This window comes from Staphylococcus sp. FSL W8-0305 (assembly GCF_037966415.1).
GTDB classification, from domain to species: Bacteria; Bacillota; Bacilli; order Staphylococcales; family Staphylococcaceae; genus Staphylococcus; species Staphylococcus aureus.
Genome location: NZ_CP150198.1, coordinates 1,973,690 through 2,000,423, shown reverse-complemented (window position 1 = coordinate 2,000,423; position 26,734 = coordinate 1,973,690). Strand labels below are relative to the sequence as shown.

Annotated in this window: 24 protein-coding genes; 18 read left to right on the top strand and 6 right to left on the bottom strand. The window is 31.4% G+C overall.

The window, feature by feature from the left end; all coding sequences use genetic code 11:
• Positions 1-603: 603 nt before the first annotated feature.
• The 10 genes from yycF to NST10_RS09690 all read left to right on the top strand — a co-directional run bounded on the left by yycF (position 604) and on the right by NST10_RS09690 (position 14,161).
• Complete coding sequence (gene yycF, locus NST10_RS09735) at positions 604-1,305, top strand: response regulator YycF (protein WP_000101976.1); 702 nt, start codon at positions 604-606, stop codon at positions 1,303-1,305.
• Between the two features lie 12 nt (positions 1,306-1,317).
• On the top strand, positions 1,318-3,144 hold the full coding sequence (gene walK, locus NST10_RS09730) for a cell wall metabolism sensor histidine kinase WalK (RefSeq protein ID WP_000871610.1): 1,827 nt from the start codon (positions 1,318-1,320) through the stop codon (positions 3,142-3,144).
• Positions 3,137-4,471, top strand: a complete 1,335-nt coding sequence (gene yycH, locus NST10_RS09725) for a two-component system activity regulator YycH (RefSeq protein ID WP_001060146.1) — start codon at positions 3,137-3,139, stop codon at positions 4,469-4,471. Before walK ends, yycH begins: the two co-directional genes overlap by 8 nt.
• Positions 4,472-5,260, top strand: a complete 789-nt coding sequence (gene yycI / locus NST10_RS09720) for a two-component system regulatory protein YycI (RefSeq protein WP_001104171.1) — start codon at positions 4,472-4,474, stop codon at positions 5,258-5,260.
• 387 nt (positions 5,261-5,647) lie between these two features.
• Complete coding sequence (locus NST10_RS09715; RefSeq protein ID WP_000088649.1) at positions 5,648-6,448, top strand: MBL fold metallo-hydrolase; 801 nt, start codon at positions 5,648-5,650, stop codon at positions 6,446-6,448.
• 226 nt (positions 6,449-6,674) lie between these two features.
• Positions 6,675-8,993, top strand: coding sequence for an LPXTG-anchored adenosine synthase AdsA (adsA, locus tag NST10_RS09710; protein ID WP_000645754.1), 2,319 nt, complete (start codon positions 6,675-6,677; stop codon positions 8,991-8,993).
• Between the two features lie 367 nt (positions 8,994-9,360).
• Positions 9,361-9,840, top strand: a complete 480-nt coding sequence (gene rlmH, locus NST10_RS09705) for a 23S rRNA (pseudouridine(1915)-N(3))-methyltransferase RlmH (RefSeq protein ID WP_000704775.1) — start codon at positions 9,361-9,363, stop codon at positions 9,838-9,840.
• A gap of 119 nt (positions 9,841-9,959) precedes the next feature.
• Positions 9,960-12,080, top strand: a complete 2,121-nt coding sequence (locus NST10_RS09700) for an AAA family ATPase (protein ID WP_000891228.1) — start codon at positions 9,960-9,962, stop codon at positions 12,078-12,080.
• 248 nt (positions 12,081-12,328) lie between these two features.
• Positions 12,329-13,458, top strand: a protein-coding gene (locus tag NST10_RS09695; RefSeq protein WP_088356251.1) for an IS3 family transposase whose coding sequence is annotated in 2 segments (ribosomal slippage) — positions 12,329-12,575 and positions 12,575-13,458 — 1,131 coding nt in all. Because the reading frame shifts where the segments join, the coding sequence is not laid out codon by codon here.
• Positions 13,459-13,645: 187 nt separating this feature from the next.
• Positions 13,646-14,161 (top strand): hypothetical protein, encoded by a 516-nt coding sequence (locus NST10_RS09690; RefSeq protein ID WP_000370465.1) that lies wholly within the window; start codon positions 13,646-13,648, stop codon positions 14,159-14,161.
• Positions 14,162-14,165: 4 nt separating this feature from the next.
• Here NST10_RS09690 and NST10_RS09685 read toward each other — a convergent pair whose 3' ends face one another.
• The gene (locus tag NST10_RS09685) at positions 14,166-15,113 is read right to left on the bottom strand and encodes an IS30-like element ISSau1 family transposase (RefSeq protein ID WP_000121211.1); all 948 of its coding nucleotides are present in this window, start codon (positions 15,111-15,113) and stop codon (positions 14,166-14,168) included.
• Positions 15,114-15,199: 86 nt separating this feature from the next.
• Here NST10_RS09685 and NST10_RS09680 point away from each other — a divergent pair, with 86 nt between their 5' ends.
• From NST10_RS09680 to NST10_RS09665, 4 genes are all read left to right on the top strand, one after another.
• Positions 15,200-15,673 (top strand): hypothetical protein, encoded by a 474-nt coding sequence (locus NST10_RS09680; RefSeq protein ID WP_000902830.1) that lies wholly within the window; start codon positions 15,200-15,202, stop codon positions 15,671-15,673.
• Between the two features lie 289 nt (positions 15,674-15,962).
• Positions 15,963-17,663, top strand: coding sequence for an AAA family ATPase (locus tag NST10_RS09675; RefSeq protein WP_339209685.1), 1,701 nt, complete (start codon positions 15,963-15,965; stop codon positions 17,661-17,663).
• Positions 17,656-18,696, top strand: a complete 1,041-nt coding sequence (gene mcrC, locus NST10_RS09670) for a 5-methylcytosine-specific restriction endonuclease system specificity protein McrC (protein WP_000608221.1) — start codon at positions 17,656-17,658, stop codon at positions 18,694-18,696. Before NST10_RS09675 ends, mcrC begins: the two co-directional genes overlap by 8 nt.
• A gap of 430 nt (positions 18,697-19,126) precedes the next feature.
• Positions 19,127-19,285 carry a hypothetical protein gene (locus NST10_RS09665; RefSeq protein ID WP_000628287.1) on the top strand — a complete coding sequence of 53 codons (159 nt, stop codon included), beginning with the start codon at positions 19,127-19,129 and terminating at the stop codon, positions 19,283-19,285.
• A gap of 307 nt (positions 19,286-19,592) precedes the next feature.
• Here the strand turns inward: NST10_RS09665 and NST10_RS09660 are convergent, their stop codons facing one another.
• The 4 genes from NST10_RS09660 to NST10_RS09645 form a co-directional block, all read right to left on the bottom strand.
• Complete coding sequence (locus tag NST10_RS09660; protein WP_072387022.1) at positions 19,593-19,745, bottom strand: ATP-binding protein; 153 nt, start codon at positions 19,743-19,745, stop codon at positions 19,593-19,595.
• A gap of 378 nt (positions 19,746-20,123) precedes the next feature.
• Positions 20,124-21,095, bottom strand: a complete 972-nt coding sequence (locus NST10_RS09655; protein ID WP_000140910.1) for an amidohydrolase family protein — start codon at positions 21,093-21,095, stop codon at positions 20,124-20,126.
• Positions 21,096-21,147: 52 nt separating this feature from the next.
• On the bottom strand, positions 21,148-21,519 hold the full coding sequence (locus NST10_RS09650) for a DoxX family protein (protein ID WP_000926750.1): 372 nt from the start codon (positions 21,517-21,519) through the stop codon (positions 21,148-21,150).
• 19 nt (positions 21,520-21,538) lie between these two features.
• A complete protein-coding gene (locus NST10_RS09645) occupies positions 21,539-22,930 on the bottom strand; it encodes a DHA2 family efflux MFS transporter permease subunit (protein ID WP_001246797.1) in 1,392 nt (463 codons plus the stop codon).
• A gap of 113 nt (positions 22,931-23,043) precedes the next feature.
• On the opposite strand from NST10_RS09645, the gene NST10_RS09640 reads away from it, so the two are divergent.
• The 4 genes from NST10_RS09640 to NST10_RS09625 all read left to right on the top strand — a co-directional run bounded on the left by NST10_RS09640 (position 23,044) and on the right by NST10_RS09625 (position 25,415).
• Positions 23,044-23,247, top strand: coding sequence for an N-acetyltransferase (locus tag NST10_RS09640; protein ID WP_000786141.1), 204 nt, complete (start codon positions 23,044-23,046; stop codon positions 23,245-23,247).
• Between the two features lie 9 nt (positions 23,248-23,256).
• Positions 23,257-23,622, top strand: coding sequence for an arylamine N-acetyltransferase (locus tag NST10_RS09635; RefSeq protein ID WP_001016371.1), 366 nt, complete (start codon positions 23,257-23,259; stop codon positions 23,620-23,622).
• 274 nt (positions 23,623-23,896) lie between these two features.
• Positions 23,897-24,472, top strand: a complete 576-nt coding sequence (locus NST10_RS09630; protein WP_000414485.1) for a TetR/AcrR family transcriptional regulator — start codon at positions 23,897-23,899, stop codon at positions 24,470-24,472.
• A gap of 469 nt (positions 24,473-24,941) precedes the next feature.
• Complete coding sequence (locus NST10_RS09625) at positions 24,942-25,415, top strand: GNAT family N-acetyltransferase (RefSeq protein ID WP_000455978.1); 474 nt, start codon at positions 24,942-24,944, stop codon at positions 25,413-25,415.
• A gap of 106 nt (positions 25,416-25,521) precedes the next feature.
• Here NST10_RS09625 and NST10_RS09620 read toward each other — a convergent pair whose 3' ends face one another.
• Positions 25,522-26,508 carry a tRNA-dihydrouridine synthase gene (locus NST10_RS09620; RefSeq protein WP_000662027.1) on the bottom strand — a complete coding sequence of 329 codons (987 nt, stop codon included), beginning with the start codon at positions 26,506-26,508 and terminating at the stop codon, positions 25,522-25,524.
• Between the last annotated feature and the right edge of the window lie 226 nt (positions 26,509-26,734).

The window sequence follows — 26,734 nt, the reverse complement described above, 5'->3', positions numbered from 1 at the left end:
CAAATGCCTATCCAAGAGGATAGGCATTTTTTGCGTTTAATATTATATTAATAAAAGACATATGGACGAATGATAATCATATTGATTTATCTGTTCGTCCATTTTCTTTATAATGTATAAACTTCTGGTAATTCAGTTGCAATGTATTAAAGACAAATATAGAAAACAAATTTTTTAATTAGATTACCATGTGCCTTTATTAACATACTTTTTCATAGTGATAGACCAAAAGAGCTCACTTAACATAAATATAATAGTATTTATTTTCCTCACATCCACACCAATAGGAATCCCGATTTTTTCGCACCTTTAATAATATAAAAATGATTTCGTGGTCATATTATAGGGAAAGACTAATCATTATCATAATCCGCCGTGAGAAATTAATAAAAAATATTAATATATAAGTTTATATTGGAAAATAGAATTAATAGCTTATAAATGGTAAATTATATAATAGGTTACTATACGTTATAAGACGGAAAATGCGCACAATAACAAAAATAGTAAGCGACATCCTGTGATTTTTTACACAAACATAAACGATAAAGAACAAAAAATGATAAAATAATATTAATGATTTAAGAAAAGAGGTTTATGCAAATGGCTAGAAAAGTTGTTGTAGTTGATGATGAAAAACCGATTGCTGATATTTTAGAATTTAACTTAAAAAAAGAAGGATACGATGTGTACTGTGCATACGATGGTAATGATGCAGTCGACTTAATTTATGAAGAAGAACCAGACATCGTATTACTAGATATCATGTTACCTGGTCGTGATGGTATGGAAGTATGTCGTGAAGTGCGCAAAAAATACGAAATGCCAATTATAATGCTTACTGCTAAAGATTCAGAAATTGATAAAGTGCTTGGTTTAGAACTAGGTGCAGATGACTATGTAACGAAACCGTTTAGTACGCGTGAATTAATCGCACGTGTGAAAGCGAACTTACGTCGTCATTACTCACAACCAGCACAAGACACTGGAAATGTAACGAATGAAATCACAATTAAAGATATTGTGATTTATCCAGACGCATATTCTATTAAAAAACGTGGCGAAGATATTGAATTAACACATCGTGAATTTGAATTGTTCCATTATTTGTCAAAACATATGGGACAAGTAATGACACGTGAACATTTATTACAAACAGTATGGGGCTATGATTACTTTGGCGATGTACGTACAGTCGATGTAACGATTCGTCGTTTACGTGAAAAGATTGAAGATGATCCGTCACATCCTGAATATATTGTGACGCGTAGAGGCGTTGGATATTTCCTCCAACAACATGAGTAGAGGTCGAAACGAATGAAGTGGCTAAAACAACTACAATCCCTTCATACTAAACTTGTAATTGTTTATGTATTACTGATTATCATTGGTATGCAAATTATCGGGCTGTATTTTACAAATAACCTTGAAAAAGAGCTGCTTGATAATTTTAAGAAGAATATTACGCAGTACGCTAAGCAATTAGAAATTAGTATTGAAAAAGTATATGACGAAAAGGGCTCCGTAAATGCACAAAAAGATATTCAAAATTTATTAAGTGAGTATGCCAACCGTCAAGAAATTGGAGAAATTCGTTTTATAGATAAAGACCAAATTATTATTGCGACGACGAAGCAGTCTAACCGTAGTCTAATCAATCAAAAAGCGAATGATAGTTCTGTCCAAAAAGCACTATCACTAGGACAATCAAACGATCATTTAATTTTAAAAGATTATGGCGGTGGTAAGGACCGTGTCTGGGTATATAATATCCCCGTTAAAGTCGATAAAAAGGTAATTGGTAATATTTATATCGAATCAAAAATTAATGACGTTTATAACCAATTAAATAATATAAATCAAATATTCATTGTTGGTACAGCTATTTCATTATTAATCACAGTCATCCTAGGATTCTTTATAGCGCGAACGATTACCAAACCAATCACCGATATGCGTAACCAGACGGTTGAAATGTCCAGAGGTAACTATACGCAACGTGTGAAGATTTATGGTAATGATGAAATTGGCGAATTAGCTTTAGCATTTAATAACTTGTCTAAACGTGTACAAGAAGCGCAGGCTAATACTGAAAGTGAGAAACGTAGACTGGACTCAGTTATCACCCATATGAGTGATGGTATTATTGCAACAGACCGTCGTGGACGTATTCGTATTGTCAATGATATGGCACTTAAGATGCTTGGTATGGCGAAAGAAGACATCATCGGATATTACATGTTAAGTGTATTAAGTCTTGAAGATGAATTTAAACTTGAAGAAATTCAAGAGAATAATGATAGTTTCTTATTAGATTTAAATGAAGAAGAAGGTCTAATCGCACGTGTTAACTTTAGTACGATTGTGCAGGAAACAGGATTTGTAACGGGTTATATCGCTGTGTTACATGACGTGACTGAACAACAACAAGTTGAACGTGAGCGTCGTGAATTTGTTGCCAATGTATCACATGAGTTACGTACACCTTTAACTTCTATGAATAGTTACATTGAAGCACTTGAAGAAGGTGCATGGAAAGATGAGGAACTTGCGCCACAATTTTTATCTGTTACCCGTGAAGAAACAGAACGAATGATTCGACTGGTCAATGACTTGCTACAGTTATCTAAAATGGATAATGAGTCTGATCAAATCAATAAAGAAATTATCGACTTTAACATGTTCATTAATAAAATTATTAATCGACATGAAATGTCTACGAAAGATACAACATTTATTCGAGATATTCCGAAAAAGACGATTTTCACAGAATTTGATCCTGATAAAATGACGCAAGTATTTGATAATGTCATTACAAATGCGATGAAATATTCTAGAGGCGATAAACGTGTCGAGTTCCACGTGAAACAAAATCCACTTTATAATCGAATGACGATTCGTATTAAAGATAATGGCATCGGTATTCCTATCAATAAAGTCGATAAGATATTCGACCGATTCTATCGTGTAGATAAGGCACGTACGCGTAAAATGGGTGGTACTGGATTAGGACTAGCCATTTCGAAAGAGATCGTGGAAGCTCACAATGGTCGTATTTGGGCAAACAGTGTAGAAGGTCAAGGCACATCTATCTTTATCACACTTCCATGTGAAGTCATTGAAGACGGTGATTGGGATGAATAATAAGGAACATATTAAATCTGTCATTTTAGCGCTACTCGTCTTGATGAGTGTCGTATTGACATATATGGTATGGAACTTTTCGCCTGATATTGCAAATGTCGACAATACAGATAGTAAGAAGAGTGAAACGAAACCTTTAACGACACCTATGACAGCCAAAATGGATACAACTATTACGCCATTTCAGATTATTCATTCGAAAAATGATCATCCAGAAGGTACGATTGCGACGGTATCTAATGTAAATAAGCTGACGAAACCTTTAAAAAATAAAGAAGTGAAGTCCGTGGAACATGTTCGTCGTGATCATAACTTGATGATTCCTGATTTGAGCAGTGATTTTACATTATTCGATTTTACGTATGATTTACCGTTATCAACATATCTTGGCCAAGTACTGAACATGAATGCGAAAGTACCAAATCATTTCAATTTCAATCGTTTGGTCATAGATCATGATGCTGATGATAATATCGTGCTTTATGCTATAAGCAAAGATCGCCACGATTACGTAAAATTAACAACTACAACGAAAAATGATCATTTTTTAGATGCATTAGCAACAGTGAAAAAAGATATGCAACCATACACAGATATCATCACAAACAAAGATACAATTGATCGTACGACGCATGTTTTTGCACCAAGTAAACCTGAAAAGTTAAAAACATATCGCATGGTATTTAACACGATTAGTGTTGAGAAAATGAATGCTATACTATTTGACGATTCAACCATCGTTCGTAGTTCAAAGAGTGGTGTTACAACTTACAACAATAATACAGGTGTCGCAAACTATAACGATAAAAATGAAAAATACCATTATAAAAACTTGTCCGAAGATGAAGCAAGTTCAAGCAAAATGGAAGAAACGATTCCAGGAACCTTTGATTTTATTAATGGTCATGGTGGTTTCTTAAACGAAGACTTCAGATTGTTTAGTACGAATAATCAGTCAGGCGAGCTAACATATCAACGTTTCCTTAATGGTTATCCAACGTTTAATAAAGAAGGCGCTAATCAAATTCAAGTCACTTGGGGTGAAAAGGGCGTCTTTGATTATCGTCGTTCGTTACTGCGCACCGATGTTGTGTTAAATAGTGAGGATAATAAATCGTTGCCGAAATTAGAGTCTGTACGTTCAAGCTTAGCGAACAATAGTGATATTAATTTTGAAAAAGTAACAAACATCGCTATCGGTTACGAAATGCAAGATAATCCGGATCATAATCACATTGAAGTGCAGATTAACAGTGAACTCGTACCGCGTTGGTATGTAGAATATGATGGCGAATGGTATGTTTATAACGATGGGAGGCTTGAATAAATGAACTGGAAACTGACGAAGACACTTTTCATTTTCGTGTTTATTCTTGTCAACATCGTATTAGTATCGATTTATGTTAATAAAGTCAATCGCTCACACATTAATGAAGTTGAGAGTAACAATGAAGTTAATTTTCAACAAGAAGAAATCAAAGTACCGGCTAGTATTTTAAATAAATCAGTTAAAGGCATACAATTAGAACAAATTACGGGGCGTTCAAAAGACTTTAGTTCTAAAGCTAAGGGCGATTCGGATTTGACCACATCAGATGGTGGAAAATTATTAAATGCAAACATTAGCCAATCGGTAAAGGTCAGTGACAATAACTTAAAAGATTTGAAAGATTATGTTAACAAACGTGTGTTCAAAGGTTCAGAATATCAATTAAGTGAGATTAGTTCTGGTTCTGTAAAATACGAACAAACGTATGATAATTTCCCGATTTTGAATAATAGTAAAGCGATGTTGAACTTTAATATAGAAGATAATAAAGCGACTAGTTATAAACAATCAATGATGGATGACATTAAGCCCACAGATGGTGCAGATAAGAAGCATCAAGTGATTGGTGTGAGAAAAGCAATCGAGGCATTATATTATAATCGTTACTTGAAAAAAGGTGATGAAGTCATTAATGCTAGACTCGGTTACTACTCAGTCGTGAACGAAACGAATGTTCAATTGTTACAACCAAACTGGGAAATTAAAGTGAAGCATGACGGTAAGGATAAAACGAATACTTACTATGTTGAAGCGACAAATAATAGCCCTAAAATTATTAATCATTAATATGAATCGTAATAAGCTAGCATTGCAAGCTCATCATATGTGAGAAGCGGTGCTAGCTTTTTGCTGGTATGGTTTATTATGGCTGACGTTTTTGCGTCCTAACATGCGCATTTATTCATATATTAAGTAGAACCGCATTGTAAAATTAACGTAACTGCTATTTTAAAAACTTTAGTATTTGTCTAATCATTGTTATAATAATTAGGACATTCATTGCACGTGATTATCAAAATTTAATTATAAGAGACCGGTCGATGAACTAAAGTTACAGAATAGGAAAGGTATACAAAACAGCTAATATACTGATAGTTTCTGTAGGGAAAATCGTGTATTTGCACTGATGTATATTGCAGTCATATAGAGAGATTGACTGCTTAAATAGAAAGGATGAGCCGCTTGATACGCATGAGTGTATTAGCAAGTGGTAGTACAGGTAACGCCACTTTTGTAGAAAATGAAAAAGGTAGTCTATTAGTTGATGTTGGTTTGACTGGCAAGAAAATGGAAGAATTGTTTAGTCAAATTGACCGTAATATTCAAGATTTAAATGGTATTTTAGTAACCCATGAACATATTGATCATATTAAAGGATTAGGTGTTTTGGCGCGTAAATATCAATTGCCAATTTATGCGAATGAAAAGACTTGGCAGGCAATTGAAAAGAAAGATAGTCGCATCCCTATGGATCAGAAATTCATTTTTAATCCTTATGAAACGAAATCTATTGCAGGTTTCGATGTTGAATCGTTTAACGTGTCACATGATGCGATAGATCCGCAATTTTATATTTTCCATAATAACTATAAGAAGTTTACGATTTTAACGGATACGGGTTACGTGTCTGATCGTATGAAAGGTATGATACGTGGCAGCGATGCGTTTATTTTTGAAAGTAATCATGACGTCGATATGTTGAGAATGTGTCGTTATCCATGGAAGACGAAACAACGTATTTTAGGCGATATGGGTCATGTATCTAATGAGGATGCGGGTCATGCGATGACAGACGTGATTACAGGTAACACGAAACGTATTTACCTATCGCATTTATCACAAGATAATAACATGAAAGATTTGGCGCGTATGAGTGTTGGCCAAGTATTGAACGAACACGATATTGATACGGAAAAAGAAGTATTGCTATGTGATACGGATAAAGCTATTCCAACGCCAATATATACAATATAAATGAGAGTCACCCGATAAAGTTCCGCACTGCTGTGAAACGACTTTATCGGGTGTTTTTTTATGTTGTTGGTGGGAAATGGCTGTTGTTGAGATTAAGGTTCTAGTTGAAACGCAAAAAATAATTCGATATTAAATGTAATTTATAAATAATTTACATAAAATCAATCATTTTAATATAAGGATTATGATAATATATTGGTGTATGACAGTTAATGGAGGGAACGAAATGAAAGCTTTATTACTTAAAACAAGTGTATGGCTCGTTTTGCTTTTTAGTGCAATGGGATTATGGCAAGTCTCGAGCGCGGCTGAGCAACATACACCAATGAAAGCACATGCAGTAACAACGATAGACAAAGCAACAACAGATAAGCAACAAGTACCGCCAACAAAGGAAGCGGCTCATCATTATGGTGAAGAAGCGGCAACCAACGTATCAGCATCAGCACAGGGAACAGCTGATGATACAAACAACAAAGTAACATCCAACGCACCATCTAACAAACCATCTACAGCAGTTTCAACAACAGTAAACGAAACGCGCGATGTAGATACACAACAAGCCTCAACACAAAAACCAACTCGCACAGCAACATTCAAATTATCAAATGCTAAAACAGCATCACTTTCACCACGAATGTTTGCTACCAATGTACCACAAACAACAACACATAAAATATTACATACAAATGATATCCATGGCCGACTAGCCGAAGAAAAAGGGCGTGTCATCGGTATGGCTAAATTAAAAACAGTAAAAGAACAAGAAAAGCCTGATTTAATGTTAGACGCAGGAGACGCCTTCCAAGGTTTACCACTTTCAAACCAGTCTAAAGGTGAAGAAATGGCTAAAGCGATGAATGCAGTAGGTTATGATGCTATGGCAGTCGGTAACCACGAATTTGACTTTGGATACGACCAGTTGAAAAAGTTAGAGGGTATGTTAGACTTCCCGATGTTAAGTACTAACGTTTATAAAGATGGAAAACGCGCATTTAAACCTTCAACGATTGTAACGAAAAATGGTATTCGTTATGGAATTATTGGCGTAACGACACCAGAAACAAAGACGAAAACAAGGCCTGAAGGCATTAAAGGTGTTGAATTTAGAGATCCATTACAAAGTGTGACAGCAGAAATGATGCGTATTTATAAAGACGTAGATACATTTGTTGTTATATCTCATTTAGGTATTGATCCTTCAACACAAGAAACATGGCGTGGCGATTACTTAGTGAAACAATTAAGTCAAAATCCACAATTGAAGAAACGTATTACAGTCATTGATGGTCATTCACATACCGTACTTCAAAATGGTCAAATTTATAACAATGATGCATTAGCACAAACAGGTACAGCACTTGCGAATATCGGTAAGATTACATTTAATTACCGCAATGGAGAGGTATCAAATATTAAACCATCATTGATTAATGTTAAAGACGTTGAAAATGTAACACCGAACAAAGCATTAGCTGAACAAATTAATCAAGCTGATCAAACATTTAGAGCACAAACAGCAGAGGTTATTATTCCAAATAATACGATTGATTTCAAAGGAGAAAGAGATGACGTTAGAACGCGTGAAACAAATTTAGGAAACGCGATTGCAGATGCTATGGAAGCATATGGCGTTAAGAATTTCTCTAAAAAGACTGACTTTGCCGTGACAAATGGTGGAGGTATTCGTGCCTCTATCGCAAAAGGTAAGGTGACACGCTATGATTTAATTTCAGTATTACCATTTGGAAATACGATTGCGCAAATTGATGTAAAAGGTTCAGACGTCTGGACGGCTTTTGAACATAGTTTAGGCGCACCAACAACACAAAAAGATGGTAAGACAGTATTAACAGCGAATGGCGGTTTACTACATATCTCTGATTCAATCCGTGTTTACTATGATATGAATAAACCGTCTGGCAAACGAATTAATGCTATTCAAATTTTAAATAAAGAGACAGGTAAGTTTGAAAATATTGATTTAAAACGTGTATATCACGTAACGATGAATGACTTCACAGCATCAGGTGGCGACGGATATAGTATGTTCGGTGGCCCTAGAGAAGAAGGTATTTCATTAGATCAAGTACTAGCAAGTTATTTAAAAACAGCTAACTTAGCTAAGTATGATACGACAGAACCACAACGTATGTTATTAGGTAAACCAGCAGTAAGTGAACAACCAGCTAAAGGACAACAAAGTAGCAAAGGTAGTGAGTCTGGTAAAGATGCACAACCAATTGGTAAAGACAAAGTGATGGATCCAGCGAAACAACCAGCGCCAAGTAAAGTTGTATTGTTGCCAGCGCATAGAGGAACTGTTAGTAGTGGTAGAGAAGGTTCTGATCGCGCATTGGAAGGAACTGCTGTATCAAGTAAGAGCGGGAAACAATTGGCTAGCATGTCAGCGCCTAAAGGTAGCACACATGAGAAGCAGTTACCAAAAACTGGAACTGATCAAAGTTCAAGCCCAGCAGCGATGTTTGTATTAGTAGCAGGTATAGGTTTAATTGCGACTGTACGACGTAGAAAAGCTAGCTAAAATATATTGAAAACAATACTACTGTATTTCTTAAACAAGAGGTACGGTAGTGTTTTTTTATGAAAAAAAGCTATAACCGTTGATAAATATGGGATATAAAAACGGGGATAAGTAATAAGACATCAAGGTATTTATCCACAGAAATGGGGATAGTTATCCAGAATTGTGTACAATTTAAAGAGAAATACCCACAATGCCCACAGAGTTATCCACAAATACACAGGTTATACACTAAAAATTGGGCATGAATGTCAGAAAAATATCAAAAACTGCAAAGAATATTGGTATAATAAGAGGGAACAGTGTGAACAAGTTAATAACTTGTGGATAACTGGAAAGTTGATAACAATTTGGAGGACCAAACGACATGAAAATCACCATTTTAGCTGTAGGGAAACTAAAAGAGAAATATTGGAAGCAAGCCATAGCAGAATATGAAAAACGTTTAGGCCCATACACCAAGATAGACATCATAGAAGTTCCAGACGAAAAAGCACCAGAAAATATGAGCGACAAAGAAATTGAGCAAGTAAAAGAAAAAGAAGGCCAACGAATACTAGCCAAAATCAAACCACAATCAACAGTCATTACATTAGAAATACAAGGAAAGATGCTATCTTCCGAAGGATTGGCCCAAGAATTGAACCAACGCATGACCCAAGGGCAAAGCGACTTTGTATTCGTCATTGGCGGATCAAACGGCCTGCACAAGGACGTCTTACAACGCAGTAACTACGCACTATCATTCAGCAAAATGACATTCCCACATCAAATGATGCGGGTTGTGTTAATTGAACAAGTGTACAGAGCATTTAAGATTATGCGTGGAGAGGCGTATCACAAATAAAACTAAAAATGGAGTAACTATTAATATAGTATAAATTCAATATGGTGATAAAAACAGCAAAAAAATAAAATATAACATCATAAAGGTGATGTGAATATATTATACAAAAGGGGAATATAATGTTGGAATTAATTACTGATTTTTCAAAAAAGTCTTTTAAAAATTACAGTATGAAGGAAGAATTAAAATTCAATGCTATAAATATAATATACGGAGTTAATGGGAGGGGAAAAACTTCATTAGCTAGAGGTATTAAAGAAATAATAGAAGAAAATAATCCAGATAGCTTGAGGTATTTTTACACTGATTATATTCATGAACTTCTTTTACTAGAAGATTCCAATAAATTTAAAGGGGTAAAAGCGACATTTGGTACAAAAAATGTAGAAATTGAAAATAAAATAATCAAGCTGAAAAATGAAGTTGTTGATATGACGGATACTAAAAAGTTACTAGTTGAGAAGAGAAGGAAGTTAAGAGAACTAATAAACGAAATACATAAGTCAAGAAAAGGGAATCTTAAAATACCATTAAAATCATCAAATAAAAGTATAGAAGAAGTAATAGCTATTTATGAAAAAAATTTAAAAGATGCTAAAAAAATAGAGCATAATATAGAAAGTATAAGAAATTTTGTAGCGAATGATGAAACACTTTATAATAAATATAATAGCATTTATGAAGTTATGATTCCAAGCCTAAAAATTGAAACTTATGATGTAGATAGATTAACAAAGATTTTACAAAATAATTATACAGATATAAAAATTCCTAGTTTTGAAGTTATAGATTGGTTGCGTAATGGTTTAGAATTGCATAATGTTGAAGAGAGTATATGTAAATTTTGTGGAAACAATTTAAATTATAATTTGATTAAAGAAAAAATAGAAATATATTTATTAAATGAAAAGAAAAAAGATTTTGATTATCTTAAAGATGTCGAAAAATCAATTGAACAATTATCGGATAATTATGAACAATATTTATCTAATATTGATATATTTGTTAATGAATTAGGGGTCCAAAAGTCAGTAGAAGAAAGTTTGGGAGACTCAATTGATGAAATTAAGAGAATTTTAAAACAAAAATTAGGAAATATGGAGAATGACAATCTTAAATTTCCTTCTGATGATTACATTACATTAATAAGCAGATTATCTGAAATTGAAGAGGAATGTAAGGAAAAGAAGAAAATAAAATTAAAAGAATTAAATAAAAAAACAGAAAATATAAATGTAATAGTTACTGGCTCTATAAGTTTAGAAATATTAGAGAATCAAAGTATAAGAGAAGAACTTTCAAGTATTCAATATGAAGAAAATGAATGTAAGAAGCAAGAACAACTAAATGAGGAAATTAATGCAAAAATATCGAAATTACATGAAAATCAATCGGATTATAATGATTTTAAAATTTACTTAAATGGTGTATTTGAAAGTATTAATTTACATATTAGGTTGAAATCTGATGAAACTACACAAAATTATTATCTTTATCATGATTTAGAAAATATATCACTAAATATAAAAGATATAAGTGAAGGAGAGAAAAATCTAATAGCATTTTTATTCTTTTATTTTGAACTTTTTGAGGATGAGAAACAAGAAACCATTAAAAGTAACATTAAAACGTTAATCATTGATGATCCTATTAATAGCTTCGACGAAGCAAATAGATTTTACGTTTTAGAATTAATTAAAAAAGTACTTAAAAGCAAATTTAATCAAATATTTATATTTACCCATTCTTGGAATGACTTTTGTGATATAACTTATAGATTAAAAGGGGAAGATCATAATTTTTATGAAGTGTACAAAGATCATCAGGGAACTAGTTTTTTAGAAAAATTTAAGAAAGTAAAGACGCCTTATAAAAAGTTATTTCAAGAGATTTACGAGTTATCGAGAAAAAGTCAAAAGGACATAGTTGAGGAAGATTGTTATTACTATCATTCAATAAATAGCATTAGAAGAGTGTTTGAAGAATTTTTAAGTTTTAAGTTAAAAAATAGTGACCTAGCTCAGAAATCAAACCAACCAGAAATTGAAGAAGTTTATAGAAAAATGACAGGCAATGAAATGAGTAATAACAAAAAAATAAAGTTAGGATCATTTTTAACAATTATAAATGTATTGTCACATAAACCATACAGAGCAATAGATGTAATTGGTTCAGCAAAATTTTTGATGAGGTATATTGAAGATGTAGATAAAGCTCATTATGATGCTATGAAGGATTGAATTAATGGTCGTATAATTTTTTATTTGAAAAGAACTTAAAATTCATGGAGAACATAAATTGAACTATTATAAGTATGCTGAAAATAAAATTTAGAAGAAATAGAAACTTATTGATACACGAAGCAGATTGTAGTAACTTATCACCTATGTTTACTACAGTGAGAAGATTAGCTCCAAATAGAGGTAGAATAATGAATTATTTATAAGCTTCGACAGAAGCGTAAATACCTGTGGAATTTCATTTGATTATGACAAGAGAAAGAAGATTATTTAGTTCAGAGTTTAAGTTACAAATGGTTAGATTATATGAAAATGGTAAGCCTAGGAATGAAATTATACGCGAGTATGATTTAACACCTTCGCCGTTAGGAAAATGGATAAAGCAATATCAAAACACGGGTACATTCAATCACCAAGATAACTTATCAGATGAAGAAAAAGAGTTAATAAAATTACGCAAAGAAGTTCAACATTTAAAAATGGAGAACGATATTTTAAAGCAAGCAGCGTTGATCATGGGACGAAAATAGAAGTCATTCAAAAGAATGCACATCAATATTCAGTATCAGCAATGGGTAACGTCTTAAAAATACTAAGAAGTACCTATTATGATTCTATAAAAAGAAAAGATAATAAAATCACTAAAGATGATTCAAACGTAGAACGTGCCGTCATAAATATTTTTAATGCTAATAGAAAAGTCTTTGCTACAAGACGAATTAAAAATCATTTAAATGACAAGGGTCATACTGTATCAAGACGAAAGATAGGTCGTATCATGAAAAAATATAATCTAGTTTCTGTTTATACGAAAGCTAAATACAAAAATCATCCAAAAGAAACTAATGAAAAACTAATTAAAAATCATTTGAATCGCGCTTTTAATAGAGAACAACCAATGGAGACATTAGTAAGTGATTTGACATATGTAAAAGTCGCAGGAACATGGCATTACATATGTTTATTTATAGATTTATTTAATAGAGAAATTGTTGGTTACAGTGCAGGTAAAAATAAGGACGCAAATTTAGTATCAAAAGCAATCAGCAGAATAAATCATAATCTTGAACAAATCAAACTATTCCACACTGATAGAGGCAAAGAATTTGATAATCATTTGATAGATGAAGTCCTAGAAACATTTAAAATCAAACGTTCATTAAGTACCAAAGGTTGTCCTTATGATAACGCAGTTGCGGAAGCAACGATGAAAGCAATGAAAACCGAATTTGTAAAACAAATGCAATTTGAAAACTTAGAACAGTTAAAAACAGAATTATTTGATTATGTAAATTGGTACAACAATTTTAGACCACATTCTTCATTACAGTATTTGACGCCAGTGGCATTTAAAAATCTACACATGAAAACTGTCTAAAAAAATGTTGACATACCAATGAAATCTTGAAGGATAGCTTTTCATTTAGAGTAAAAGAAATTGCAACGATTATTCTCAATGAGATAGCATATTCTGTTAACAGATATCATGCTCAAAGATTAATTAAAGATATTATATCTATTGGAATTAAACCAATAATTGAGGATATTTTAAAAGGAGATAAATAATGGACAATAGCTTTTTAGAAAGCCTAAAAGAGATTTTAGAACCATATGATGATATAGAATCAAATAAAGATGGTTTTGTGTTTGGTGGATATATAGATTGGCCTAGTTTCGTTGATTACGAAGATTTCCAAGTTGAAGAAGTAATGAGTTTATTAGGGTTGGACATACCATTTGGGAGTTCTAAAAATCCGTTTGAATTTTATGAAATTTTAAAGGTTATACAAAATATTGAAAAAGGATTATACGAAGCTATTTGTGATGAAGCAATTATTATAAAGGAAGATGAAGAAATTAGTACAGAGGATTTTATAGATTCAATTATGGATTATAAGGTTCAAATCCCTACAGTGGATAGGTTGAAGAGTTCAATAACAGAATTATTTGAAAAGTACGAAATTCCTCAAGGTATACAATACGAGTATGATGAAGGAATGCCAGAATCATCTAAATACTGGTCACTAGAAATGGATGAAGACCTTTATTTTATTAAAGAAATAAATTTTAATGAGTGTTGATTTGTCAATTTAAGTGCAACAGTTCATCACATAAAACTTCATAAGGAAACTTCCAATTTAAACACTTTCTTGGTCGATAATTAATTGAGTCTAATGCATAGTTAAGTTGCTCTTGATTTACTTTAGCTAAGTCTGTTTTCTTAGGGAAAAATTCTCTTAGTAAACCATTGGTATTTTCATTTGTACCTCTTTGCCATGCGGAATATGGATCAGCGAAGTAGACATTAATATTAAATTGGTTTTCAATATTTTGATAACAAGAGAACTCTTTCCCTCTATCGACAGTAATAGTTTTAACGGCACCTTTAGGTAGATGTTTGATAAGGTTATTAATTGCCGTCTCCATAGAATTAGAGGAACGATCAGGCATAAGTACACAATAATAATAACGTGATTTTCTTTCTGCGAAAGTAGCAATGCACCCTTTACTTTTGCCTCTGCTGGATACAATTGTGTCAGCTTCCCAATGACCGAATGTATTACGTTTCTTTATTTCCTTAGGACGTTGTGAAATAGGACGGCCAATATTAAACTTACCTCTAGTTTCTTTAGGTTTCTGTCTTTTTCCTTTTTGACGAAGGCATGAAATAAGTTCGAAATTAATCATATTAGAGTTAATCCATCGATAGATGGTTTTAAAACAGATTTGGTTTTGTAATAGACGACCTACGATTTGTTCAGGAGACCAGTGGCATTTTAAATAATATTTAATGATATTACCAAGTTCTGGAGTAAATCGAGTAGGACGACCACAAAGTTTTCTTTTGGTTTCATAATTTTTTTGAGCTGTTTCAGCTTGATATGACTGATTTAAATTATTCCTACTAATTTCACGTGAGATAGTAGATACAGATCGTTTTAATTTACGTGCAATAGATCTTAAAGAATAATTTTCTTGACGTAAAACCTCTATACGTGCGCGTTCAGTTAGTGTAAGATGGTTATAGCTCATGTTGGCACTCCTTGTATGTGTTTTTGTGGTTATTAACATCTTACAACAAAGTGCCAATTATGGGCATTTTTTATGAATTTTTATAGGTGTTGCACTTAATATTACAATCCGTCGAGTATAAAAATGAAATAGATAAAATTAAATCTAAAATTTTAAATGAAGAAGACGAGTTAGTAAAAAAATCATTGATGTTAACAATATTTGTATTATCGGAGAGCTATGTTAGTTCATTAATTGTTTCTAATTTACCTGAAAGAGATGAAAATTTAATAGATAAAGCGTATGAAAAAATTATTCAACAGTATATAAGTAAAAATATACGTACAAGAAATGGTAGAAAAGAACTAGTAAAAAATTTTTACAATACAGATCTACCAGCAATACCTCATACCAAATTGAGAGATGCCCTTGCTCACGAAATAAATAAAGTTGATTTAAAAAACAATCGTTTTAAATATGATAATAGTAGAGGTAATAGAAATGAAAATATTATAGAAGTTAGTATTGACGAAATAATTAATGAGTTAGAAGAATGGTTTTTAAATTTAGAATTTCCGTAAAAACCTCATCATCAACCGATAAGCAGAAGCGTATCATAAGTAGCGGAGGAGTTTTTTACCTTGTGACTTATCATAAAGTACGATGTTTATGTAAGTGATTATCATTATTTAAGCAGGTTTTTCAAATTAAATAATAACAAGAATAAAATGCACTTAGCGACATTGAAATTTATTAATCTAGTAAACTAATAGATTTATAGAAAATTTTATTTGCAAGGGGATAATTTTGAAAAGTAGTATTTTCTATCTTTCCATAATACATTGTAATTACAACGGAGGGGATATTGTGATGAAGTGTATAGATAAAACGTGGGTTAGCTATTATAAAGAATTAGCTGATAAGTTAACAGATTATCAAAATAAACGTTATGAATTAATTGAAATAGTGAAGGAAGTATATAAAAAAACGGGAATAAAATTCCCTACTTTAGCAAGTGATAATGTATTGATGGACATAGATCCTTTTACAATATTTGCATTATTTAATAAAAATTCCATGAGAGAAACTAATAAGGTAAAAATATTAACAGAATTAGCTTCGGAATTGAATATTAAGTCCAAAATTCCGTCAGTTTTTGACAGTATTCCAACAGTCAATAATCTGAATGCTACATATTATAATTTTAAAGATTATGGAAAAGATAATGATATAGAGACCTTGTGGACCTTATTTACTGCTGCATTAAATTTTGCGAATTATCCTTCAGAAGATAATAAATTAAAATTTATACATAGTTTTGATAAGAATATTACTAAAACAGGAAATGGGAATAGTAAGATTACGAGTGGTTTGTACTGGATTGCACCTGAAACTTTTGCTAACTTTGATTCACGTTCAATTTGGTACATTTTTGATACATATAAACTCCCTAAAGAATTGATTAATGAACAACTTAAACCAAAAGAAAAACTAACAGGTCGACATTATTTAGAATTGATAAATATGTTAAAGCAAGTTTTGAAGTGCCAGGAAGTAGAGATTAATGATTTTATTGATTTAAGTTATGAGTCTTGGCATTATTCAGAAATGATAAATGAAGCTAATAGAAACAAATTTGATTCTAATATCAAAGAAATTGTTGTCAGTGAAAATGACAATATAATACAAAATAGAAGTAGAACAACTAAAGTTATACCATATGGAAAACAAGAATTCTTAGATGAAGTTTTTATTGATGAAAGTGATTATGATAGGTTAGTACAACTTTTAAGAAGAAAGCGAAATGTCATTCTACAGGGACCGCCTGGTGTAGGAAAAACTTTTCTTGCAAAACGTCTTGCTTATTCATTGATTGGCAGTAAGTGTAAAGAACGAATTAAATTAATTCAATTTCATCAAAGTTATTCATATGAAGATTTTATTATGGGATATAGACCTACTAGTTCAGGTTTTGAACTGACTACAGGGACGTTCTATGATTTTTGTAAGAAAGCTGATAAAGACCGCGATAATGAATATTTTTTAATTATTGATGAAATTAATAGGGGTAATCTGAGTAAAATTTTTGGTGAATTATTTATGTTGATTGAAAGTGATAAAAGAGATGAAGAACTAATATTACTTTATATCGGTGAGAGATTTTCTGTACCTAGAAATATTTATATTGTGGGAATGATGAATACAGCAGATCGTAGTTTAGCAATTTTAGATTATGCATTACGCAGACGCTTTGCGTTTTATAATATGCAACCGGCGTTTCATACAACTAAATTCAAAAAACTTCTTAAAGCAATTAATAATACTGAATTAGAGTCAGTAATTAATTGTATTGAAGGATTAAATAAAGAGATTGTTCAAGACGATATGTTAGGTAATGGCTTTGTTATTGGTCATAGTTATTTTAGCAATATTGAATGTATCGACAAAGATGAGCTTTCTAATATTATAGAATTTGAGATTATTCCTATGTTAGAAGAATATTGGTTTGATGAACCTTCAAAAATAAATGTATGGTCTGAAAAGTTAAGGAATTCAATAAATAATGATTAATATTAAAAATATTTATTATATGTTATCTTATGCATTTACAGTACTTAACAAAAAAGGCTATCAGAAGTTAGCAACAGAACAATTTGAAAATATATTTGATTTATATTCAGCTATTCTTATAAAAGGTATATCAAGTCAGTTAAATAGTGGACTTCATCATGAATATATAGAACAGACAGATTCTCTAAAAGTTATTAGGGGAAAAGTTGATGTTAAGAATTCTATACAAGGCTTAGGAGTTTTAAGTCAACGTATTAATTGTATTTATGATGAATTTTCATTAAATACATACATGAACAAGATTTTAAAAACTACAATGAAATGTTTAATAAAAACAGATATTTCTAGAAAGAATAAGATAAAGCTCCGAAAGTTATTAGTTCATTTTAATAATGTTGATACTTTAGATTATAGAAATATTCAATGGTATCATTCGTTTGATCGAAATAATCAGACGTATAAAATGTTAATATCTATATGCTATTTAATTTTTCAAGGAGTAATACAAACTGAAAGCAAGGGACAAAATGATCTTATGGTATTTGTAGACGAACAACAAATATCTCGGCTATATGAAAAATTTATTCTAGAGTACTATAAAAAAGAATTTCCAGAGCTTGTTGTAACATCATCAAATATTCAATGGTCATTAGATAATGATGATAACGTGAATATGCTTCCTGTAATGAGAAGTGATATTATGTTGAGATATAAAGATAAATGTCTAATTATCGATGCAAAATTTTATAAAAATACATTACACAATTATTATGATACTAAAAAGATCCATTCAACTAACCTGTATCAAATATTTACTTACGTGAAAAACCAACAATTAAATTTAAAAAAGAAAGCAATACAGGTCTCAGGAATGTTGTTATATGCTAAAACAGACGAAAATATTGTTTTGAACGATAAATTTCATATGAGTGGTAGTCAAATCATTATTAAGACATTAGATTTGAACTGTAATTTTACTATTATTAAAAAACAGTTGAATGGGATAGTTAATGATATATTTTTACTAAAATAATATTAAAGATTTAAAATTATAAAGATATTAATTATGATTAGTGGTTTCAAAATGTTGTTTTTTAGAGGTTTAAGATTGTCATAAATTTAGTTTTATTTGTTCTCATGTTCAAGTTTCTTTATATCAACTTTTATTTTAGTAAACCTTAAAGAGTAGCAACTTCAAAATTCGCATTTATATCTAAAAATAATTTTAAAATAGACATGTTTAAACAATCAAAAGTGTGCATTGTTAAATCATCATTTTCAAAAGTTTATTAGCGAAATAGATACGTTAGTCTTAAAAGTGATTAGTCGTATAACAGTAATTGCAATTTGTGAAAGTTAATTTTATAGTTGTATGACCAATTTTTAAATAAGATTATTAGGTAAGGCATAATAGCCCTGTTAAGTGATAAACGATACAAAAGTGATATATAGGAGGCGATATCATGATTACTATTGATTCAAAGATTAATAAACAAATCGCTAAAAACCTTTCACTTGAAGGTATGTATGTTACACGAGAACAGCAAATACAAATTCTTCATGCAATTAATAATGAGAAAGAAATTACAAATGAACTTATTCGTAAAATCGCTTTTAAATAATGAAATATATAGCAACTTTTCAAAAGGCATTAAACTATCTTGAAAAGTTGCTTATTAAATAATAATTGCTCAAATAAAAAACATATAAATGCTCTTACCAAAAAAATATTCGTAACTAAAATATTACAAAGTAATTAAAAAGTGTGATTACCCAAAAATCCTTTTTTTATTCAGATTGCCTTAATATTGCTCCTAAATGTTGCTGTGCAGTAGTAAATAATACGAATGTAATTAACTTGTCAATAGCGGTTCAAAAATGCTGTTTTATGGCGGTTTGAAAATGTCGTTTTTTAGCGGTTTAAGATTGTCATATATTTAATGATTTTTCGGTTTTATAATCTTTTAATCGATTTGATTCTCCAGTAATTTTAAATACTTTTGAATGGTGAACAAAACGATCAATTATAGCTGCTGATGCAATCTTATTACTAAATGACAATTCCCAACTCGAAAATGAAATATTACTTGTAAAATTAAAAAGTATTAAACAAAAAACGTAATTATGCTACTGAAATAGCTCAAAAGAATTATGAAATTCGAAAAAAGAATTGCAATATGCCATAATGCTATCTCCTTTCTAAATTAACTCATCGCTTCATAAATACATTTATTCAAATTTGTAAATCAATTAATACCAATGTTGTATCATTATAATCTATCATTTATTCCTTACCTCTATAAAAAATGTCTCAAAAAACATATAAACAAATATAACCATTCAATCATTAAAGCATAAAGAACGCTACTTCATTTCCATTAATATTTATATAGAAAGTAAAGTAGCGTTATTCTAACTTATTTAGTTTATACCATAATATAATGTCTCTAGAATAAAACGCTAGTGATTATGGTTTTCTTCAATTTGATAAAATTCAATCGCATTGCCTCTTAATATACCATTAATCGTGTCAGGGTCAATATTACTGTTTTTAATATAGTCTACGCCGCGTGTATATTTTTCATCTTGGAAGTAAGGGAAGTCTGACCCCATCATAAATTTATCCTTACCAAATGTCTCAATAGAGTTAATCAATGAAGGTTCGTGGAAGTTTGCTGTATCATACCAAAATTGTCGATTTAATACTTCATAAGGATCAATATTAAAGGCATTCCAATCTTCATAATTGTCTTTAATACGAGTCATGAAGAATGGTAAAGCGCCACCTAAATGTGAAATATGGAATTTAATATTTGGATATTTTTGCGGAATTTCATTTTTAATCAATTGTAATGTAATAAAGGTAGACTCTAACGGTGCACCAATAACCCATTCTAATTGATAGTCATTGACTAACGGACTTTGAGCGCCACAACCTGTTGGATGAATATAAATTGTAGCATTGAGCTCATTCATCGCTGCAAAGAAAGGTTCAAATTGTTTATCAGCAACAGAGACCTTATCTTTTACTATAGTTGGAATGGCAATGCCCACAAATTCATCTTTTTTCAAAAGGGCTTGGGCTTCTTCAATAGCTTGATCGACATAGGGTAGTGAGACAGCACCATATGCCAAGAAACGATCCGGATATTGTTGAACTAATCTTTCATATAAGTCATTAATTTCTTGAGCACTTTGGTGAGCTTCTTCTTTAGTACCCCATTGTGGAGATTGTGGTGTCGCAGAAATAATTTGTAAATCTACGCCAGCATCGTCCATCATTTTGAAGCGTTTCTCTAAATCTTCTTTAGACGCAGATTGATTAATCCCTTTAGCAACTTCAGTACCTTGACTACCTAATTTGCCAAGTTTGTCTAAATAGTCTTCATTCCATAAATGTGCGTGTGTATCAATCGCTTTTGTTTCAGTCATATTATCCCCTCCATTAAAAATTGTCATTCATAATTTGCTTATTGCCAATAGCTTATTTATTACGAGTTAAGCTTAACACTTCTAGTAAGCTTAATACATTTAAAAAGAAAAATTTAGAAGCAGCTTGTGCACCTTTATAACCATGCCCAGCTTTATAATGGTTATAAATAGCTGTACCCATAACAATATTAATCATAATCGTACCAACAACTACTAATTTTTTCCCTAATTTACCGAAAATAGAAGTAAATAAAAGAAGTGAACCAATCATTTCGAAAGCGCCAGCTAATCTCATTGATCTACGAGATAAACCAAAGCCTTGTTCGAATTGTTGAGCCATTTCATCACTATTTTGTACTTTTGGTAAACTGCTTTTAAAAATTTTACTACCTACATATGTGTTAATGACGTGTCTTAATAACATTTTAAAATCCTCCAAATAATTAATGTTTGCGAATAAAGAATGCAATGATAGTACCTATAAAGGCAATCAATGCGACGACATAGAATGTAATATCTAGACCATGAATAAGTCCTTGACTACCACTTAATGAAGAGGTTTTTCCTAATCCTGTCATCAATGTGACCAAGATACCAGTACCTATTGCAGCTGACACTTGTCTAATCGTATTATTCATGGCTGTACCATGTGCAATGTATTGACGTGGCAAAGCATTTAAAGCTTGAGTTGTCATTGGCGTCATGATCATAGCATTACCTAACATGGTAACTGAAAATGAAATAATCACATATAGTTGTGTTGTATTTTGACTAAATTGAGCCATTAATAATGCACCAATCATAATCGTTAGCATCCCCATAATACTCAAGATACGTCCACCAATTTTATCGAATAATTTACCAGTGACAGGCGATAACAGTCCCATAATTAACCCACCAGGTAATAAAATAAGTCCTGACTCTAACGGGGACCATTTCATCATCGTTTGCATATAAATTGGTAAGATTGTTAAATTCCCTATAAATAACATGAACATTAGTACAATTAAAATCATTGCCACTGAAAAGTCGTTATATTTAAATACTCTAAACTCTAACAATGGCGATTCCAGTTTTAATTGTCGGAAAATAAATACCGTTAATATAACTATGGCAGCAATAATAGTTATATAAACCATTGGATGTGACCAACCTAAGTTTCCTGCTGTACTAAAACCATATAGTAAGCCACCAAAGCTAACCGTCGATAAAATAACGGATAGTTTGTCTAAGTTTGGTTTACTTAGTTCCGTTATATTTGGCAATGATAGATACCCGAATACAAAATCAATCATACCTATTAGTAATACGACTAGGAACAGATAGCGCCAATCGAAAATATTGACGAACCAACCAGCTGCAGTTGGTCCAATCGCGGGTGCAAAACCTATTACAAGACCGAACATTCCCATTGCCATTCCACGTTTTTCAGGTGGAAACATAATGAAAAGGAGTGTCTGTGTGAGTGGCATCAGTATACCAGCACCTAAGGCTTGAATACTACGTCCTAATAATAACATTGGAAAATTGATTCCTAGCATACAAATAAATGAACCAATCATTAAAAAGCATGTTGCATTAAAAAATAAAGAACGTAATGTAAAACGTTCAATTAAAAATGCTGTGATAGGAATCATAATCCCATTGACTAGCATAAAAATTGTCGTGAGCCATTGTGCTGTACTACTTGATACCGTAAAATCTTTCATAATTTCTGGAAGTATCGTAGTCATCAAAGTTTGATTCAGCACACCAACAAAAGCACCAATCATTACGACAGCTATAACACGGTTCCGTTGTTTCAAATCTATATTAAAGGCATATACATTCCTCAAATTTTGACGCCTCCCTCTCTTTTAAGTGGAACCTACTATCATTTATTTTATACGGAATACGTTCCGTTTGTCAATTTAATAACTCAAGGGTATGATAATAGGTATCTGATAAAATGAAAAACGCAATAATGAAGGAGGTAGTTTATATAAATTTTGAAGGATTAGAACAATATTTAAATGGTGATAATACAAGATATAACACGCTTAGTTTAGAGACGCTTAATTATTATTTAAAACAATATGTGTTAACTGTCCCGTTCAAAAATATGGATGTTCAAAATGGGATGAAAGTTTCTGCAGAAGTAAAAGATATTTAAAATAATGTAGTGAACCATCAACACGGTGACTTTTATTATGAAATGAATAATTTCTTTAACGTGTATTTTGAATATAAAGGATTTACTGTAAATATAGTTTCTTCAACTATCCATACCCATGGTGATGGAAAAAGCTTAAAAGGTTCTCACGTGTCTTTAATCATACCTATTGATGGCGTTGATTATGTTACAGGTGCTGACTTTGGAGACTTGCCATTTAGTGTCATGCCAATTGTTCCAAAAGATAATAGTCCAGTCATTCATGATATGAACGGTGATTTCCATGCAATTTACGTCAACGATTATTTATTTTATGTTCGAAAAATGGGGAAAGATAATGACAATAACTTGGATCACACTATGAAGTGGAATTAACACCTCGTCATATTCATGACTTTGTTTACAATATTGAATATAATGAAATTAATCCTAATGCTATTTTTGTGAAACGCTAGTTAGTAACAATGATTAAATCTTTTTGGTCGTGCTACAATGTTACAAAATAATATAACTTTAACTAAGCAACAAAAGAAAGAATAATATGATGTAACACCTGAGAATGATAGACAATTTTTAGAAGAAGCATTTAATTTAGATGTTAAAATTGATAGATTAGAAAGTTAAAAACAACGTTAAAAAGAGGAATATAATGGAAAAAAATCAACGAAAAAAACGCAGTGATGCCGAATATAACCAACAGATTATCTTAACTACAATGGAAGATTTACTAGAACAGGGTGAAGATATAAGTACTAAGAAAATGTCAGATATTGCTAAAATATCAGGTGTTGGAGTTGGTACATTATATCGTCATTTTGAAAGTAAAACATTGTTGTGTCAGGCTATTATGGATAAAAAAGTCGATCAAATGTTTATAGAAATAGAAGATATTTTAGCGGAAAATACACAGTGGCCCGTGCGAGATAAAATCAATGTTATATTAACAAAGTATCTAGATTTAAAAGAAGCAAATTTCACAACATTAAATTTTATAGAAAAATCCAGTTCACACTCTAGTTCTGTAATTAATATTCCATTCTTTGAGCGACTAAAAAACTTATTAATTCAACAATTCGAAAATGTTCATTCCATAGCAGACTTGGATTTTAAACTTAATCTAATGCTCAATGCATTTTCTTCAGATTTCTATTATTTTGTAAAACATAACCAAAAATTAACAAAACAACAATTTTTAGACAAATTACTAGATTTATATCTAAAATAATATGTTCTGAAAAATAGAAGTATTTTTTGAATCACTAAATAACGCGCTATTAAATGGCTTCGCTATGCCCGTCTAACACATTAGTGTAAAATTTTATAAATTGAATTTTTGATGACGGGTCCCTTCCTAGGGTGCTCTCTCAGACACCCCAACCGGCACATTATTGTAAGTTGACTTTTCGATAATATTAAAGATTTAAAATAATAAAGCTATTAATTATGATTAGTGGTTTCAAAATGCTATTTTTAGAGGTTTAAGATTGCCATGAATTTCGTTTTATTTGTTCTCATGTTCAGGTTTCTTTATATCAACTTTTATTTTAGTAAACCAAAAAGAGTAGCAACTTCAAAATTCGCATTTATATCTAAAGATAATTTTAAAATGCACATGTTTAAAGAATCAAAAGTGTGCATTGTTAAATCATCATTTTCAACTAATAAGGATTATTAACAGAGAGAAGTGACTTATTTTGGAATATAAATCTTACAACAAAATGAGTAATAATATTTTATCTATCTTGTTGAGTGAAAAAAATTTCGATAATAAAATGGTAGTCTCAACAGGTAGTTACATTTTGTCTGAGTTGCCATGTATTGTTGCCTATAAAAATAATGATATCGTGGGGCTACTAACGTATAAAGTTTATGATGAGTATATTGAAATCATTTCTTTAGATAGTTTTGTAGAGAACAAGGGTATTGGTAGTCATTTACTTAATTATGCTGAAATAATTGCCTCAGATATGAGTAAAAGAAGTATCAGTGTTATTACTACAAATGAAAATATTAAGGCACTCTATTTCTATCAAAAAAATAAATATAGAATCACAGACGTTATTTTTGATGCTGTAACAGAAGCTAGGAAAATAAAGCCGTCGATTCCTGAAATGGGTGAAAATGGCATTGAAATTAGAGATGAAATTGTATTGAAAAAATGTTTATAACGTATAAATATACGTTGTTTTAAATCACCCTAGTTCATACCAAAAAGACTTTAACACAAACAAAAAGGAGAAAACTTAAATTCCTCCTCAACCTTTATTACTCATACTATAATTCTAGTTTAACGTCTTCGTCCATTTGGGCTTCAAATTCATCTAGTAGTGCTCGTGCTTCTGCAATTGATTGTGTGTTCATCAATTGATGGCGAAGTTCACTAGCGCCTCTTATGCCACGCACATAGATTTTAAAGAATCTACGTAAACTCTTGAATTGTCGTATTTCATCTTTTTCATATTTGTTAAATAATGATAGATGCAATCTCAACAGATCTAATAGTTCTTTGCATGTGTGTTCGCGTGGTTCTTTTTCAAAAGCGAATGGATTATGGAAAATGCCTCTACCAATCATGACGCCATCAATGCCATATTTTTCTGCAAGTTCAAGTCCTGTTTTTCTATCGGGAATATCACCGTTAATTGTTAACAATGTGTTTGGTGCAATTTCGTCACGTAAATTTTTAATAGCTTCGATTAATTCCCAATGTGCATCTACTTTACTCATTTCTTTACGTGTACGAAGATGAATAGATAAATTTGCAATGTCTTGTTCGAAGACATGCTTCAACCAATCTTTCCATTCATCGATTTCATAGTAACCAAGGCGTGTTTTAACACTTACCGGAAGTCCACCTGCTTTAGTTGCTTGAATAATTTCGGCAGCGACGTCAGGTCTTAAGATTAAGCCGGAACCCTTACCCTTTTTAGCAACATTTGCTACAGGACATCCCATATTTAAGTCAATGCCTTTAAAGCCCATTTTAGCTAATTGAATACTCGTTTCACGGAACTGTTCTGGCTTATCTCCCCATATGTGAGCGACCATCGGCTGTTCATCTTCGCTAAAAGTTAAGCGTCCGCGCACACTATGTATGCCTTCAGGGTGGCAAAAGCTCTCGGTATTTGTAAATTCAGTGAAAAACACATCCGGTCTAGCTGCTTCACTTACAACGTGTCGAAAGACGATATCTGTAACGTCTTCCATTGGCGCCAAAATAAAAAATGGACGTGGTAATTCACTCCAAAAATTTTCCTTCATAATATATTTATACCCTCTTTATAATTAGTATCTCGATTTTTTATGCATGATGATATTACCACAAAAGACGAACTTATACAAAAGGAATTTTAGTTGATACAACCATTTGAAAGGGAAGTCTACGAGTAGTCTAAAATGAATGTTGTGGTAAGTTGATCAATATACAAATCAAGGATTATCGCGTTAAATTGTTCATTATTAATGATACACTACTTATTATTATGAT

Coding starts and splice junctions, on each gene's coding strand:
- yycF (WP_000101976.1), top strand. CDS start 604: ATGGCTAGAAAAGTTGTTGTAGTTGATGATGAAAAACCGATTGCTGAT.
- adsA (WP_000645754.1), top strand. CDS start 6,675: ATGAAAGCTTTATTACTTAAAACAAGTGTATGGCTCGTTTTGCTTTTT.
- NST10_RS09620 (WP_000662027.1), bottom strand. CDS start 26,508: ATGAAGGAAAATTTTTGGAGTGAATTACCACGTCCATTTTTTATTTTG.
- NST10_RS09665 (WP_000628287.1), top strand. CDS start 19,127: ATGATTACTATTGATTCAAAGATTAATAAACAAATCGCTAAAAACCTT.
- NST10_RS09700 (WP_000891228.1), top strand. CDS start 9,960: ATGTTGGAATTAATTACTGATTTTTCAAAAAAGTCTTTTAAAAATTAC.
- rlmH (WP_000704775.1), top strand. CDS start 9,361: ATGAAAATCACCATTTTAGCTGTAGGGAAACTAAAAGAGAAATATTGG.
- NST10_RS09675 (WP_339209685.1), top strand. CDS start 15,963: ATGAAGTGTATAGATAAAACGTGGGTTAGCTATTATAAAGAATTAGCT.
- NST10_RS09690 (WP_000370465.1), top strand. CDS start 13,646: ATGGACAATAGCTTTTTAGAAAGCCTAAAAGAGATTTTAGAACCATAT.
- NST10_RS09715 (WP_000088649.1), top strand. CDS start 5,648: ATGAGCCGCTTGATACGCATGAGTGTATTAGCAAGTGGTAGTACAGGT.
- mcrC (WP_000608221.1), top strand. CDS start 17,656: ATGATTAATATTAAAAATATTTATTATATGTTATCTTATGCATTTACA.
- yycH (WP_001060146.1), top strand. CDS start 3,137: ATGAATAATAAGGAACATATTAAATCTGTCATTTTAGCGCTACTCGTC.
- NST10_RS09655 (WP_000140910.1), bottom strand. CDS start 21,095: ATGACTGAAACAAAAGCGATTGATACACACGCACATTTATGGAATGAA.
- NST10_RS09630 (WP_000414485.1), top strand. CDS start 23,897: ATGGAAAAAAATCAACGAAAAAAACGCAGTGATGCCGAATATAACCAA.
- walK (WP_000871610.1), top strand. CDS start 1,318: ATGAAGTGGCTAAAACAACTACAATCCCTTCATACTAAACTTGTAATT.
- NST10_RS09650 (WP_000926750.1), bottom strand. CDS start 21,519: ATGTTATTAAGACACGTCATTAACACATATGTAGGTAGTAAAATTTTT.
- NST10_RS09640 (WP_000786141.1), top strand. CDS start 23,044: ATGAAAAACGCAATAATGAAGGAGGTAGTTTATATAAATTTTGAAGGA.
- yycI (WP_001104171.1), top strand. CDS start 4,472: ATGAACTGGAAACTGACGAAGACACTTTTCATTTTCGTGTTTATTCTT.
- NST10_RS09685 (WP_000121211.1), bottom strand. CDS start 15,113: ATGAGCTATAACCATCTTACACTAACTGAACGCGCACGTATAGAGGTT.